Raw genomic sequence first — 16,251 nt, forward strand, 5'->3', positions numbered from 1 at the left:
TCTGGAGTTCTCCTTAGAAAGGAGGTGATCCAGCCGCACCTTCCGATACGGCTACCTTGTTACGACTTCGCCCCAGTTATCGGTCTCACCTTCGACGGCTCCCTTCCCGATAAATCGAGATTAGGCCACCGGCTTCGGGCACTACCGACTTCCATGGCGTGACGGGCGGTGTGTACAAGGCCCGGGAACGTATTCACCGCGGCATGCTGATCCGCGATTACTAGCGATTCCAACTTCATGAAGTCGAGTTGCAGACTCCAATCCGAACTGAGATCGGTTTTAAGGGATTCGCTTACTATCACTAGCTAGCTGCCCGTTGTACCGACCATTGTAGCACGTGTGTAGCCCTGGACGTAAGGGCCATGAGGACTTGACGTCATCCCCACCTTCCTCCACGTTCGCCGTGGCAGTCCCCTTAGAGTTCCCAGCTTTACCTGATGGCAACTAAGGGCAAGGGTTGCGCTCGTTGCGGGACTTAACCCAACATCTCACGACACGAGCTGACGACAGCCATGCAGCACCTCTACTAGTGTCCCGAAGGAAAAATTGCTTTCACAATCTGTCACCAGCAGTGTCAAGCCCAGGTAAGGTTCTTCGCGTTGCATCGAATTAAACCACATGCTCCACCGCTTGTGCGGGCCCCCGTCAATTCCTTTGAGTTTCAACCTTGCGGTCGTACTCCCCAGGCGGGGCACTTAATGCGTTAGCTCCGGCGCTGAAGCTCAAGGCTCCCAACACCTAGTGCCCATCGTTTACTGCGTGGACTACCAGGGTATCTAATCCTGTTCGCTACCCACGCTTTCGTGCCTCAGCGTCAGTTTCGGCCCAGAAAGCCGCCTTCGCCACCGGTGTTCTTCCTGATATCTACGCATTTCACCGCTACACCAGGAATTCCGCTTCCCTCTCCCGTACTCAAGAATAACAGTATCCAAGGCAAACTTGAGGTTAAGCCTCAAGCTTCCACCTCAGACTGATTATCCCACCTACGCGCCCTTTACGCCCAATGATTCCGGACAACGCTTGCCCCCCCCGTGTTACCGCGGCTGCTGGCACGGAGTTAGCCGGGGCTTCCTCTGGAGGTACCGTCAATCAAATACCCTGTTCGAATATCTGACCTTCGTCCCTCCTAACAGTGGTTTACACTCCGAAGGCTTCTTCCTACACGCGGCGTTGCTGCGTCAGGCTTTCCCCCATTGCGCAATATTCCCCACTGCTGCCTCCCGTAGGAGTCTGGGCCGTGTCTCAGTCCCAGTGTGGCCGATCACCCTCTCAGGCCGGCTACCCATCGTCGCCTTGGTGAGCCGTTACCTCACCAACTAGCTAATGAGACGCAGGTCCATCTATAAGCACGAGCTTCTCCGAGAGGCCCGCTTTAACATTAAATATAGTATAGCTAATGCCACATCCCGTATTAGCACCGCGTTAGCAGTGTTATCCAAAACTTATAGGCAGGTTACCTACGCGTTACTCACCCGTCCGCCAGTTTACTGGTACCGCCGAAGCAGTACGGTCTCCTTGACTTGCATGTGTTAAGCACGCCGCCAGCGTTCGTCCTGAGCCAGGATCAAACCCTTCGTTGTTGATTGATTCAATTCCTGTGCTCCAAACTCAATTTGTGCTTGGGTCCGCACGCTCACTTTTCAAAGAACATTACTACTCAAATCTCTTACTCACTTTGCTGTCCCGCTGTATCCCGTATTCCTCGTCCCGTTTCTTCCTTATTAGCAAAGCCTTATAAGATATACATTTTTTTTCCAATTGTCAAGCGTTTTGTTCATCCTTTTGAACTTTTTCGCCTCTTCCTGAATCTAATCCGCTTCACAGTCACCCGGTCAGCTACTCCCGTTCCTGTACCGGGCTCATAAAGATACACTTTTTTCGCTCTTTTGCAAGAGGTTTCTGCAAAAGGGGCAATTTATTTGCAATTATTTAATAATCAAGTTATAATGTTTCTTTTTTCCCAGCCGTACGGCAATTTTACCGTCATCCTCCAGCTCGGTTTTTAGCACGGCATCCTTGTCCGTAACACGTTCCCCATTGATGTAAACACCCCCCTGCTTGATCAAACGACGCGCCTCTCCACGAGACTTTGTCATTTCCAAATCGCAAAGTACGTTCGCAAGCAAGGGAGCCGATTCGAGCTCTGAACGCGATAAATTTAGGGATGGTATCGCCTTGTCCGCCGCTCCGGTGCCGCCACGCGGCACCTTGCTGGACGGCAAAAACGTTTGAGGAATCTCGCGCTTGCCGAACGCGGCTATTGATGCGGAAAACGCTTCATCCGCCGCTTTTTGACCGTGCACCAGATTTGTGATCTCATAGGCCAACACGGTCTTGGCGATGTTATACTGTACACCCTGCATATCCTGAACAGCTTCAATTTCTTCAATCGGCAACAGGGTAAAATAATTCAAACAGCTGACCACATCGCGGTCATCAATATTGATCCAGTACTGATAAAAATCAAACGGAGATGTCCTGGAGGCATCCAGCCACAAAGCTCCGGATTCTGTTTTGCCCATCTTTGCTCCGCTTGCAGTCGTAAGCAAGGGAAAGGTATGTCCGTATACAGCTTCGCCTTCCACCCGGCGCACCAAATCTGCACCGGCCAGAATATTCGCCCACTGATCATCGCCTCCCATCTGCAGTCGGCAGCCATATTTGCGGTATAGCATCAAAAAGTCATAGGCTTGCAAAAGCTGATAATTGAATTCCAGAAACGACAGTCCGGTTTCAAGGCGTCGTTTATAGGTTTCAAAACTCAACATGCGATTGACACTAAAATGTCTTCCAATGTCCCGCAAAAATTCGACAAACCCCAAACCGCCAATCCACTCCCAATTGTCAACCAACAACGCTTTGTCGTTGCCAAAATCGATGAATCTGGATATTTGCTGCTTTATTTTGGCGGTATTGGCTTCAATATCCTCGCGGCTCAGCATTTTTCTCATTTCAGTTTTACCGCTCGGATCTCCGATCATGGCCGTCCCTCCGCCGACAATGGCAATAGGCCGGTGCCCGTACCGCTGCATATGCGTCATCGCCATAATGCCGAGCAAATGTCCTACATGCAGACTGTCCGCAGTTGGATCAAATCCAATGTAAAAAGTAACTGACTCTTTGCTCAGCAGCTGTTCCAGTTCATCCGCATCCGTGCTCTGTTTGACAAAACCGCGCCGCCTGAGTTCCTCTGTGACATTCGGCAAACTCAAAATGATATCTCCGTTTCTATTTAGATTCTATATTTGTTTTTCAGTTCTCGCTGAGTATCCCGATCCATATCACGCTTGGCAATGTCCCGGCGCTTGTCGTGTACCTGCTTACCGCGTGCCAGACCAAGCCTAACCTTGGCCAGCCCCTCTTTGAAATATATCTCGAGCGGTACAAGCGTCAAACCCCGCTCCTCGGTTTTACCACGCAATCGCTTGATTTCCTGTTTATGCAGCAATAATTTCCGTTTGCGCAGAGGATCGTGATTATAAATGGTTCCTTGCTTGTAATGACTGACATGAAAATTGATCAACCAGGCTTCCCCATCCATGATCCGGGCATAACTGTCCTTAAAGCTCGCCCTTCCTTCCCGAAGTGATTTTACTTCTGTACCTTTAAGCACAATCCCGGCCTCAAGGGTCTCAAGGATCTCATACTCATGCCGTGCTTTACGATTTTTTATCGTGCTTGAGTGACCGGTCATAGATCAGTCCAAATTGCTTATTTAGTGAGGGTAATAACTATCCGTTTAGACATAAACTTAAAAATAGACAACAAACAGCATAATTTCAAGTACTTTTTATGAATTCAAAACATAAAAAAACCGGCGACCATCTAATAACAGCCACCGGTAATTTAACGGAAGAATCGTTATGTTTATAACAGCTCATTGATATGATTCTCAAATACCTGTTTTTCCTTATACCCTACCAGTTTTTGATGGATATTTCCCTTTTGATCAATAATGAATGTTGTAGGAATGGCGCGAATACCACCAAACCCGTCAACGATGGCTTGATTTCCAATCGCATTCGGATAATTGACATTATAATCCTTTATGAATTGACGCACCGCATTTACACCTTCACGTCCAAACGCGACGCCCAATATCTCAAGTCCCTGATCATTGTATTCGTCATATAATTCTATAAAATGAGGAATCTCGGCCTTACAAGGCGGGCACCATGTATCCCACATGTCAAGGATCAAAACTTTTCCTTTGTAAGAATCCAGGGTGACTGTCTCTCCATTCAACGTTGTCAGTTCAAAATCATAGGCCGGATTCGCATTCTCATTTGCAGCAGCCTGATCTTTAGAGCTTTCATCTGTACAAGCGGCAGAAAATCCCAATACAAAAACCAGAACAGGTATTAGCAACAGGCTAATTTTTTTCATAATTTTTCTCCAAGTATTTATTATGACCGGATTTATCAAATATATTTTGGATTAATTTATCGACATGGTCAATAAGAATATCGTTAATCATTGAACTTTGACAATTTCTTTGTAGTTCAGAACATAGCCTTTGTTTCAATAATTCCGCAACATCCCGACTTTTGCATGCTTTGATGCGTCGATCAATATCACCGCAATAATCTTTTATTATGTCGTCTGCTTGTTTCATCACTATTTGGATGTAATGAAAAACAAAAAGATTCAAAATGAATTTATTGTGCCGTCGTTTCCTGTTCCAGCGGAATAATTGGAAACCCCTGTCTTTTGGTATAGCGTTTTAAATTATCAAAGTCAAAAGTCAGAGAAATCAAAACCAGATTGGCTTTGGTCTGTTTTGACTTGTCATAAGGGAACAGGGAAACACCGATCCGGTATGTCTGCGTTGTACCCGGCTCCAGAGAATCATTTATTTTAATACGCGTTCCTCCAGTTTTCATGCTCTCGCGTAACTTTGCCGGGTCATTTTTTATTTCTTCTACAGAAAACGGAACCCTGAACAAACCGGCATCCAGATCTTTTCCGATCACCTTTTCGTTTTTTAAAGCCACCACAAATCCAGAGGCAGGATCAGTTGCATTAACAGATTCCAGTGTAACAGCCGGACCCGCATCGTTGGTCACTCTGAATTCATAAATGGCGATCATTCCGTAACGGCCGGTTTCCTGATCGAGGACCGGGTTATTGAGAATCAGCTTTTCCTGAAAAGACAGTTCCGAAGTCGCCGCACGCTCCACTTTTTCAAGTTTGATTACAGTAAAGACCAGCAAACCCGCGACCAGGACCAGCAGAACAACCATTAATTTTTTCATACAAGACTCCTATGTTAATTTACATTAAAATAATGTTTTAATGGCTTTTTAGCAAGGCAATTATAGACAGAAAACGACAATGATTTAGCTTGCACATTTATGTTGTATTTCATATACTTGTTTTCGGCTGCACTTTGAAATAAGAGATTAAACCGGATACAGTCCACTATTACGAAATCTATGAATTATGAATTTTTATCTTGAACGCCTGCGCAATCGCTCCTCGGAATTGGGGAACCACTATCAAAAGTATTACACACTGCTGGACCGGGATATTAAAGGTTTGATAAACCGCCTTGAACAGGCGCGGCTGCATGAACGCATTCATCTCTGGGGACCGGCAAAGGATTATCGTGCTGAAATGAATATAATTGCTCAACTGGGCTCAACCCGCAAAACAAAGCTGACAGACCTGGGCTGTTTTTTCGGGCTGCAGTATCTTCAGCTGAATTTTAATGCACTGGACGGCTTGTATCTATCCATCACAAGAAACCGCGATCACATGTCGACTTACAAGTCGTTTATGCTGAGAACAGGACATGCCTTGAGGCAGCTCACCCGCGCTTACATGAAAACCATTATGCAATTGTATCTGCCACCGGAGGCTTTTGAAACCTTTGTTTTCCTGGGTGTGGGCACACGCTCAGATCAGGACGATATTGATATCGGGGTGATCGACAGCGGCCAGGCCGGGCGTCATGAACTGAATCGCGCAATCAGCCATCTCAGCACTGAAATGCTGAAAAAAGCCATCAGCCTTCATTTTCACCTGTCCGAACATGTGGGCAGCGAGACTTCCTATTCTGCATCACTGGATGAGTATTGTGAGCTGCTGGACAATGAAATTCATGATTTTGTCATCATTACGGAAATGCTGGGAGCCGCTCGAATTTTCGGCAGTCTGAAACTGCGTAAAGAGTTCAACCGCAAGGTCATACAGCGATACTATTATCAACCGGAACGTCAGACCTTCTCCCGATACCATGAAGGCTATATTCGAGGCATCATCGGTGAAGCGCGCTCCCTGCTGCTGCGCGAGTTTTCCCTGGACCGGTTGAACCCCAAAGATGACGGTCTGAGAATGATCAAAAACTCATTATTTGCCGCCAAAACCATTTCAGGACTACGGCAGGTGAATGCCTGGTCACTGATCCATGAGTTAAGACGTCAGGACAGAAAGCGTCGGCACGAGTATGAACAACTCGAAGAATCTTTAACATTTCTTGAAATATTTCGATATCTTTATCAGCTGCTGGTGGTTCAGGAAGAAGAAATCTTTGTTAACGAAAAAGGGTCGACCGCGAATCTAAAACGGGTCGCCGAGGTGATGGGCTATCAGCGTATAGGCGTTCAAAAACCGGAACATTTCCTGTTATCCGATTATTACCTGTATGTGCAACAAGCCAAAGAGAATATCCAGCGTTTGCTGCCCGACGCCGTCGACCATCTCAAATCAATTTCAGTGTTCGGCCGGATCATGCGGCGCAAAAAAGCAACCGAGGCCGGAGAAACCCGTATCGGCAATCTCGCCCTGCGTTTTTGCCGCGAAACCCGGTTTTTCAAAGGCACACGCTTTTGGGAAGATATTATATCAATTTTCGCATCCAAAAACGGAAAGATTTTGTGCCGCCTGTTCAAGGATTATGAATCTCTCTCTCTGATGCAGAAAGCCAGAGTGAGGAACAGCCTGATCGAATGGAGCCGTTTTTCATTTATCGCCACGTTTAAATTTGCAATTTTGCTGTATCAGTTCCGTCAGCAGCTGCCCGAACCGGATTTTTATAAAATTTATAATGATGAGCTTTTATCACGTGTTCGCAATGAAGCGGCACAGACCCAGCGCATCAGCATTGTATTTCTCAATTTTCCCAAACTGATCGTCGATTATATCGAAACTCTGTCTGAGGACCAACGGCGAAAATACCGGCAATGGCTGGACCGAAATATCTGGGGCCAGGAATTAATCAACGCACACGACAACATGGATACTCTATTAACTCTATCTATCCTCACCAGTGCTGATTTTCAGCAGCGCATGTTCAGGGTTCTGAGAGATAATCCGGAATATGTTCATTACCTCACAGATATGCGCCGGCTGTCACTGATCGGTAAAGGCAGTCTGGCCGAAGCAGAGCGCACGCTGGCAGGACCTGAAAAACAGCAAAAGCTGGTCAATTTTTTTAATTTTGGTTATTTTAAAGTCGGTCTGCAGTCCATTTCCGGGATACCGGCAAAACATATTGCTTCTCAATTCACGGAATTTTCAGACATTTTTTTGCGGCTGGTATTTGATACCATCAAACTCGAACTCGATGAACAACTGTCCGCTCCCCTGGATACCAGGGATCTTTTTGGTGTTTTTGTCACCGGCGGTCAGGGACAGGAACAGGCATTTTCCGATGATTATGACCTGCTGATTCTGCTTAATTCCGACGATCCGATCATGCTGGATTACTGTGTAAGAATATGCGCCAAAGCAAACTCGCTGATCACCAAGAGCGGTATTATTCCCCATTATGGGTTGGTTGAAAAAATCGGCTCCTATGTATGCACATTTTCCCAGTTAAATAATCTCTTAAAATCAGAACCGCGTTATAAATATATTGAACAGTCCCAGCTGCTCTGCTCGCGCATGATTGTCGGCAGCAGTGTATTGAAAACCGCATTCGAGAGGGATATCCTGTTTCCATTCGTATTTGATGAGCGGGCATCCTATGTAAATGATATGCTGAGTGAAGTGGATTCCAGACGCAAAAACTCTGAAAACAAAAAAAATGAATTCCTGGACATCAAGGAAGATAGCGGGGGGTTGAGAGATATTGAAATGCTGCTGATGATTTTGAGGGTTATCTATCCCGACATTCGGGTCCATTCCAATTATCAGTTTCTGGTCAATCTGTATCAAAAAGATATCAAGAAAAATCTGTTAAAACGCCTGATTAAATCCTATGAATTTCTGCGCAAAATCCGCAATATCACCCGTCTTTCCGTGTTTACGGGAGACAAACTCAATGAAAAGACCATAAAATATCAGGCCGAGGTCCTGAACCTCAGCTCTGGTGCCGAAGCTGTGACACCGGAAAAACTGTTCAGGCGTGTCAAACAGAGCATGAAAACAACCCGGAATGCATATAACGAAATCGTGGACCGGGTAATCACACCCTGGCTGCGCCAGCAATCACCCCGCCCCTAATCATGATTCCGGGATGTATACCCGGCAAGTTGATCGCGCAAAAACCGCCGGGCCCGGTGTAAATTGCTTTTAACCGCCGGAAGCGTCATTCCGGTAATCTCGGTAATTTCATGAAGAGACAGTCCTTCTATGTCTTTTAACACAAAGACACTTTTAAATTTAGGCGACAGTTCATCCACCGCCTTGTCCATGATCGCTTTGAGTTCTTCGTTTTCCAGCGCTTTGTGGGGATTGTTACCCATAGCGCTGTTAAAGGACTGCAACGCCTCCTTGCTCACTTTGCTTTCAACCTGATCCATATTACTGAACGTTTTTTTTCGTTCCCGCAATTTCATAAGGGCAAAATTGGTGGCAATTCTGTAAATCCAGGTGGATAATGCGGACTGGCCCTTAAAATTGGGCAGAGCCTCAAAGACTTTGAGAAAAGTCTCTTGCAGAACACATTCTGCGTCTTCGCGATTACCGACCAGCTTTAACGCAGTACTGTATATCATCTGCTCATTATCGACGACAATTTTCTGCATTGCATTGCGGTCCCCATCAATTGCTTTTTTGACCAGTTCGTCTTGCGCGATGGTTGAATTCATATTTATTTCATCAAGCCTTGAATTTAATCCATGTTCGGTTTTCGTCATCAGGCAAAGAATAAACGCTTACAAGCCGGTTTTGTTTCGCAGTACGGTATGCAATATGCCGCCATTGCGATAATATTCGATTTCGATCGGCGCATCCAGACGATTGGTCACGGTAAACAAGGTTGCTTTGCCGTTTGCCGATACGGCTTTAACAGAGACCGGCTGTGCCGGTTTCAGTTGTTCATCCAGTGAAAGGCTATACACCTCTGAGCCGTCAAGACCCAGCGATTCAGCCGATTCACCCGCATTAAACTGCAGGGGAAGAACTCCCATACCGACCAGATTGCTCCGATGAATGCGTTCATAGCTTTCTGCTATCACAGCTTTTACTCCGAGCAGCAACGTGCCTTTGGCTGCCCAATCGCGTGAACTGCCGGTTCCGTATTCCTTGCCGGCCAGTACAATCAACGGCACCTGCTCCTCTTTGTATTTCATGGCCGCGTCGAAAATTGACATTTTTTCACCATCCGGGAAATGCACCGTATAACCGCCCTGGGTGTCCGGTACCAATAAATTATCGAGCCGGATATTCCCGAATGTACCTCGAACCATCACACGGTCATTGCCCCGCCGTGAGCCGAAAGAATTAAAGTCGTTTCGATCCACACCGTGTCGGCTCAGATATTCTGCGGCGGGACTGTTTTTTGGAATAGCGCCCGCGGGAGAGATATGATCCGTCGTCACAGAGTCTCCCAACAAGGCAAGCACACGCGCGTTCTCGATAGAAGCGAGGCCGGAACCTTTTTTTAGCTGCATAAAAAACGGCGGTTCCTGGATATAAGTCGAGTCCGGTTGCCAATTATAAATCGGTTCATCAGTCGCGGCAATGCTTTCCCATTCCGGACTCTGCTCATCAATTTTTTCATAGACTTTCCGAAACAGCGCAGGATCAGCGCTGGACTGCAAGAGCTCTAAAACCTGTTTGTGATCAGGCCAGATATCTTTCAGATATATATCCTGTCCGTCCCGGCCCGTACCGATTGGTTCGTGTTTCAGATCGACATCAACCCGTCCGGCCAGCGCAAATGCCACCACCAGCGGCGGTGACGCAAGATAATTGGCCTGTGTAAGGGGATTGACTCTGCCTTCAAAATTGCGATTCCCGCTTAGTACAGCAGCGGCTACCAAATCATTTTCCTCAATGGCCTCTGAAACGGGCGCGGGCAGCGGTCCGCTGTTTCCGATACAGCTGGCACATCCGTATCCCACGGTTTGAAAACCAAGTTCATCCAGAAACGGAGTCAAACCGGTCCGATCCAGATATTGGGTGACCACCCGGGAACCGGGCGCCAGACTGGTTTTCACGTACTGAGGCACTTTAAGCCCGACCTGCACGGCTTTGCGCGCCAACAACCCGGCCGCCAGCATGACAGAGGGATTGCTGGTGTTGGTGCAGCTGGTAATCGATGCGATGGCGACAAATCCGTGCTGCAGAGTGTACGCCTCCCCGTCCATGTCAATAGTCACCTGCTTTGAGGCTGCTGTGTCAGCAACTTCAAATCCGCGCGCCTTGCGCGGCGCACGCAGAGATTCAGAAAAAGAAGATTTGATACGTTGTAGAGAAATACGGTCCTGGGGACGTTTGGGGCCGGCCAGCGAAGCCTCCACCTCGCTTAAATTTAATGTAACGACTTGCGAGTACTCGGGTACGGTACTCTCCTCACCACGGAACAGACCCTGCTCTTTCATATACCATTCCACCAGCTGAACCTGCTCTTCCGAACGACCGGTGCGCCGCAGATAATGCAGACTCTCCGCATCCATCGGAAAAAACCCCATGGTTGCGCCATATTCCGGCCCCATATTGGCAATAGTCGCCCGATCAGGCAAGCTCATATGGTCCACTCCATCCCCGAAAAATTCGACAAATTTTCCGACCACCCCGGTTTCGCGCAATTTTTGAACCACAGTCAGCGCCAGGTCCGTGGCTGTTACTCCCTGGCCGAGTTTTCCGGTCAGTTTGAAACCGACCACCTCGGGCGCAAGCATATACAGCGGCTGCCCCAGCATAACAGCCTCTGCTTCGATACCGCCGACTCCCCAGCCAACAATGCCGAGACCGTTGATCATGACGGTGTGAGAATCAGTTCCCACCAGTGTATCCGGATAAACAATCTTGTCTTTTGTTTCAAATACTCCCCGGGCCAGATATTCCAGATTCACCTGATGGATAATTCCCACACCGGGAGGTATAACCCGTAATTTATTAAACGCCTGCTGTCCCCATTTTAAAAATTTATAGCGTTCCCGGTTGCGTTCAAATTCCATCTGCATATTTTTTGTCAACGCATCCGGCCTGCCGTAAAAATCGGTCTGCACCGAATGATCTATAACCAAATCGCAGGGGATCATGGGTTCTATCTCCCGGGGGTCTCCGCCAAGCCTTTGCATAGCAGACCGCATTGCAGCCAAATCCACAACGGAAGGAACCCCGGTAAAATCCTGAAGCAAAACCCTTGCAGGTTTGAACGGCACTTCGTTTCCGGAAGGACGATCAGCACGCCACTTTGCAAGATTTATCACATCATCCCGGGTTATCGTATGATCATCGCAATTGCGTAAAACAGATTCCAGCAAAATTTTGATACTGTACGGCAATGCTGAAACGTTTGTAACGTTTTCTTTTTCCAGCTGTTCAAGCTTGTATATTTTCCGCGACCCGACGGGTGAGTCAAGGGTTTTTAGGGTATTGAACGTATTGGTGACCATAATAATCTCCTTTGCTGATCAGGGATTCGATCAATGAATGTCTTCAAGCAAAAAAACGATTAATTCTCCGGGCCCGTGAGCGCCCAGGAATAAAATTTTCTCAATATCAGCAGTGCGACTGGCGCCTGTAATCAAAATCATATTCCGGCGTTCTTTCTCTGAAAGTGAGGCAAAGACCTGTCGATGATTGACAGCAAGCTGCTGTTCCTTCACCACTGCAATAACAGTTTCGGGCAAAATAAAAGGCAGCTGGGTCTGCACATTGGAAAACGGCACACACAACGTTCCTGTATCCGCGATCGCATACGCACAATCTACAATGGAAATGCCGATGGATTCAAGTTGTTTTACACGCTCAAAAGACTCGATATCTCTTGCGGAAACGGAAGCATAATCGGGATATCTGCTGCAAACATGTTCAGCGATCTCCCGGGTGAAATCAGTGCCGGTAATCGCAAAGCGTGTATCTTTACCATGCCTGAGGGTGCAATCAATCAATCCATACAAATGCTCAATATCTGCACTGCTTTCAAATCGGGCTGAAACGCTTTGCAAAGCGGAGGCAAACTGCTGTTTCAGGGCATCGGCAGAATCCGGTATATCTTGTTGTATTGCCGTTTCCAGTGTTTCCTCAACCTGGCGCTCAGGCGCAAGATCAGATGCAATGGATCGCGCCGTGCGGATTCGATGTAATATTTTATCGCGGGAACTCATTATAAATCCTGTTGTCTTTGCATCTTTAGAAAACGTCTACGAAATCCTTTGGAATCAAAGCGGCCCAAAGCGCGATCCCGGGTGTAACCGGGGGCGGGAAAACGCATATCCCCGGGCAGCAACTGCTGCAGTTTACCGGGGAACCAGGTGAGCGCACGATACAAAAGCGGGTAACGGCAAAGGAAAGCATGCAGCTTTAACGCATAGCGCTCCCACCAGGCTGTGTAGCCTTGTTTGGCCACATCATAACGAAGGCGCGTCAGGTGATGCGGAATGCTGATCTGAACCGGACATTGCTGCGCACAGGCACCGCAAAGCGATGAAATAAATGGAGCGTGGCGTCCGGCAGAGATTCCGTTATACTGTGGAATCAGGCAGGCACCGATAGGCCCCATATACACCCAGCCGTAGGCATGGCCGCCGATCTGCCGGTACACCGGACAAATATTCAAACAGGCGCCGCAGCGGATACAGAACAGTGTTTCACGCAGCTGGGGGTCCGCAAGGATACGGCTGCGGCCGTTATCCAGTATGATCACATGCACATTCCGGGCCCCCTCCCCGATCGCGGGAAATAGCGGTCCGCCGACGACATCCACATAGACTGTCTGTTTTTGGCCGGTGGCACTGGCAGGAAGCAATTTTAAAAAAGTATCCAGTTCAGAGAATGACGGTATAATCTTTTCAATTCCCATCACCGCCACATGCACATCCGGAACACCGAGGGACAGCCTGGCATTGGCTTCATTTTCAACAACGCAGAGACAACCGCTATCCGCAATGGCAAAATTAACGCCGGTGATTCCCATATCAGCATTCAGCATCTTTTTGCGCAATTTCTGGCGCGCTATGGCCAGTAATTCAGCAGGTTCTTCTGTATAGTCAACCCCCAGCTTTTCATGAAACACACGTCCGATGTCTTTGCGATCGAGATGCAGTGCCGGAGCGGTGAGGTGAGACGGGATTTGATCGAGCAGCTGAACAATATATTCACCCAAATCCGTCTCGGTCACCTCGATCTGATTCTTTTGCAAATACCTATTCAAACCGATCTCTTCAGTGGTCAGACTCTTGGATTTTACAACCTGTTTCACACCATGTTCCGCTGCGATTGTTCCGACTGTTTCTCTGGCCTCCTCTGCATCCTGCGCCCAATGCACCCGAATGCCGTTTTCCCGGCATTTTTCTTCGAATTGCAGCAGAAAATCATCCAAATTCTCCATTACGCGGCGCTTGACCGCATGCGCCTGTTCTCGCATCGTCTGCCAGTAAGGATATTCTCCGGCCGTGCGGTTGCGTTTTTCCACGGCTTTTGACGCAGCCCGGCTCACAGCAGAACGCATTTTGTCATCCGATAAGGCTTTTTTGATATAGGATTTCGTTTTTTCAGGCTTGAGGTTCATGGATATTAGAGACCTAAACTTTTTGCCAGCAATGTCGCGATATGCAGGGTTCTGGCTTTCATAGCGTGTTTTATCAGATAACCTTCAATATTCATCAGACAGCTTTCATCCGCACCAATACAGTATTCAGCCCGGCTGTTGCTAATATTTTCGCATTTTTGTGCGACCATCCGGATTGACAGCTCTTTGAATTTGTAAGAAAAGGTGCCGCCGAACCCGCAGCAGAGATCAGGGTCCTGCATCTCTATAAAATTAATATCAGATATTGAACGGATCAATTTTCGCGGCTGTTCATAAATTCCCAATTCCCGATTCAGGTGGCACGAATCATGATAGGTAACCGAATGCGGAAAGCGGCCGTTCAGATCAGTCACCTGCAGGACGTCCACCAGAAATTCTGTAAACTCGTAAATCTTGCCGGCCAGCTCATCACGAGCAGATTTCAAATTATCGCGAATATCCAGATCATAATAAAACTTGCGCACCATGGCCACACACGAGCCGGATGGTGCCACAATACAGGGCTTATGAGAAAACAATTCAATAAAATGTTCAGCGACCGGCACAATCTCATCACGCAAGCCGGAATTGTATTCAATTTGTCCGCAACAGGTCTGATTTTCGACATAATCGATATCTACACCCAGATACTGAAGTACTTTGACCATGTTCAAAGCAGATTCGGGATATAAATGTTCAGACAGACAAGGTATAAATAATGCAGCTTTCACAATATTGTCCACTTTTTCGGCGGTTTCATTAAGAAACAATTTAAATAAAAAACGTGTAAATCTCAAGCTGGTTTTATCATAGCGTCCGTATGTGTTCTGAAACATTATTCAACACCGAACGTAAGGTTGAACATAATTTGGCGCGTAGCAGCGGCTCTTTTGATTGAATTCCTCATACAAAATGCTTCTTGATAATAAGCATGAAAATCCTTACTTTTTATGATTAACCTTACAATAATCGATCAGTTCATTATGCCGACAGAGCGATGAAGCAAATATTGCAGAAATTGTCTCGTTACCACGATTCTTCTTTTGAAAAATTTATCCTTTGGCTGATTTATAATCAGCAGGTCAACGGCTTTCTGCGCGTCAAAGAATACCTGTCTCTCTCAAGGCTGCACAAACTTGACAACATTCTAGTCATCGCTGATGTAAACATCGGTGACGCGGTGATGATACAGACTGCGATTGAAGCGCTGCGCTATTACTTTCCGGATGCTGAAATTGACTATATGTACAATTCCATTGTCGGGGATATTCTCGCCGCGAATCCCGCCATTTCCCATTCCTGTCCGATTTTCAAAAGCAGCACCGATCTGCAAAACAGAAAAAATGTGCTAAAAATCAACGATCTGCTCACGGATCATCATTACAATCTCATTCTAAATTTCAGCCCGGTGATCCAAAGTAAAATTTTTAGAAAAGCCCGATGTCCGGTCATTACACCTCTCAACCTCGTTTTGCGCGTACTGAATGCACATAAAGACTCAAAAAAGCAAGTCTGCCCTACCGTCTTGCTGAATATATCAGTGATTTGGTCTTTCATATGCCCCCAAAAATCAGACCGAATAAACCCAGATTCAAATTCAAGGGCACCTCTATTTTTCTGGATAAATCCGCTTTAAAGGCGCGCGATATATTTGTCCTGGAAAACAATATCACACCCGCAGACACTCTTGTATTTGTCAATCCTGATACCTCCAATGTTTACACATTTATCGAACCGGATTTTTACATATCGCTCATACAGTTGTTAGTTGATTCCGGCAAGATCGATAAAATCTTGCTGGCTCGAAGTTATAAATTCGAGGGCTCATCCAGCCAAATTTACAATATGCTTTCTCCAGAACATCAAAAAAAAACAATTCTTCTCGAAAAGCATGCACCACTGTCTGTTTATGCCTCGCTGGTGGATCTGTGTGACAGTTACGTAACGGGTGACACAGGTCCCATGCACATTGCCGCTGCACGCAAAACCCTGTCAAATTCCGAAAAACCGTTCACAAACAAAACTTCTATTATCAGTTTATTCAAAGCGACTGAACCGAAAATATACGGATATAGCTCCGACAGTAACATCATGATCAGCGCCAACCAGGACGCCCCCTCCCGGGTGTTTGAGATCAAAGTGGCCTGCAAAAGCATTACGTGTACCATCCAGCGTATAACAAAAAGCTGCAATCTGTCCGAATGCGGATGCGCCGCAGCATCTTTAAATGTCATTGAAATATCAAAATTTATATTAGACAGTCTAAAACCACAAACTCAAAAAGTAAAACATGAAATACCGAACCCGATTAATTGGCCTGAATAAAGCAATATTTGTTTCAG

Annotated in this window: 12 protein-coding genes and 1 rRNA gene; 3 read left to right on the forward strand and 10 right to left on the reverse strand. The window is 46.8% G+C overall.

From position 1 onward, the window contains the following. Positions 1-17 precede the first annotated feature (17 nt). The 5 genes from U5R06_16520 to U5R06_16540 all read right to left on the reverse strand — a co-directional run bounded on the left by U5R06_16520 (position 18) and on the right by U5R06_16540 (position 5,255). Positions 18-1,580 (reverse strand): 16S ribosomal RNA (locus tag U5R06_16520). Positions 1,581-1,925: 345 nt separating this feature from the next. Then, the gene (gene tyrS, locus U5R06_16525) at positions 1,926-3,212 is read right to left on the reverse strand and encodes a tyrosine--tRNA ligase (GenBank protein MDZ7724356.1); all 1,287 of its coding nucleotides are present in this window, start codon (positions 3,210-3,212) and stop codon (positions 1,926-1,928) included. Between the two features lie 20 nt (positions 3,213-3,232). Continuing rightward, complete coding sequence (gene smpB, locus U5R06_16530; protein ID MDZ7724357.1) at positions 3,233-3,694, reverse strand: SsrA-binding protein SmpB; 462 nt, start codon at positions 3,692-3,694, stop codon at positions 3,233-3,235. Between the two features lie 173 nt (positions 3,695-3,867). Then, a complete protein-coding gene (locus U5R06_16535; protein MDZ7724358.1) occupies positions 3,868-4,386 on the reverse strand; it encodes a TlpA disulfide reductase family protein in 519 nt (172 codons plus the stop codon). A gap of 272 nt (positions 4,387-4,658) precedes the next feature. Further along, positions 4,659-5,255 carry a hypothetical protein gene (locus U5R06_16540; protein MDZ7724359.1) on the reverse strand — a complete coding sequence of 199 codons (597 nt, stop codon included), beginning with the start codon at positions 5,253-5,255 and terminating at the stop codon, positions 4,659-4,661. Positions 5,256-5,442: 187 nt separating this feature from the next. Here U5R06_16540 and U5R06_16545 point away from each other — a divergent pair, with 187 nt between their 5' ends. Next, the gene (locus tag U5R06_16545; protein ID MDZ7724360.1) at positions 5,443-8,448 is read left to right on the forward strand and encodes a hypothetical protein; all 3,006 of its coding nucleotides are present in this window, start codon (positions 5,443-5,445) and stop codon (positions 8,446-8,448) included. Here U5R06_16545 and U5R06_16550 read toward each other — a convergent pair. The 5 genes from U5R06_16550 to U5R06_16570 form a co-directional block, all read right to left on the reverse strand. Then, the gene (locus U5R06_16550) at positions 8,445-9,035 is read right to left on the reverse strand and encodes a sigma-70 family RNA polymerase sigma factor (GenBank protein ID MDZ7724361.1); all 591 of its coding nucleotides are present in this window, start codon (positions 9,033-9,035) and stop codon (positions 8,445-8,447) included. The genes U5R06_16545 and U5R06_16550 overlap by 4 nt on opposite strands. A 66-nt stretch (positions 9,036-9,101) precedes the next feature. Then, a complete protein-coding gene (gene acnA / locus U5R06_16555) occupies positions 9,102-11,792 on the reverse strand; it encodes an aconitate hydratase AcnA (protein MDZ7724362.1) in 2,691 nt (896 codons plus the stop codon). A 30-nt stretch (positions 11,793-11,822) separates the two neighbouring features. Then, positions 11,823-12,506: an LUD domain-containing protein gene (locus U5R06_16560; protein MDZ7724363.1), complete on the reverse strand. Its 684-nt coding sequence runs from the start codon at positions 12,504-12,506 to the stop codon at positions 11,823-11,825. Further along, positions 12,506-13,849 carry a LutB/LldF family L-lactate oxidation iron-sulfur protein gene (locus tag U5R06_16565; protein MDZ7724364.1) on the reverse strand — a complete coding sequence of 448 codons (1,344 nt, stop codon included), beginning with the start codon at positions 13,847-13,849 and terminating at the stop codon, positions 12,506-12,508. The genes U5R06_16560 and U5R06_16565 overlap by 1 nt, the downstream gene beginning before the upstream one ends. A 65-nt stretch (positions 13,850-13,914) precedes the next feature. Then, positions 13,915-14,745, reverse strand: coding sequence for a (Fe-S)-binding protein (locus U5R06_16570; protein MDZ7724365.1), 831 nt, complete (start codon positions 14,743-14,745; stop codon positions 13,915-13,917). A 161-nt stretch (positions 14,746-14,906) separates the two neighbouring features. On the opposite strand from U5R06_16570, the gene U5R06_16575 reads away from it, so the two are divergent. Then, entirely contained in the window at positions 14,907-15,545 is a 639-nt protein-coding gene (locus U5R06_16575; protein MDZ7724366.1) for a hypothetical protein, read from the forward strand. Continuing rightward, on the forward strand, positions 15,467-16,234 hold the full coding sequence (locus U5R06_16580) for a glycosyltransferase family 9 protein (protein ID MDZ7724367.1): 768 nt from the start codon (positions 15,467-15,469) through the stop codon (positions 16,232-16,234). Before U5R06_16575 ends, U5R06_16580 begins: the two co-directional genes overlap by 79 nt. Positions 16,235-16,251: the final 17 nt, after the last annotated feature.

The organism is candidate division KSB1 bacterium (genome assembly GCA_034521575.1).
Classification (GTDB): Bacteria; Zhuqueibacterota; Zhuqueibacteria; order Residuimicrobiales; family Krinioviventaceae; genus JAXHMJ01.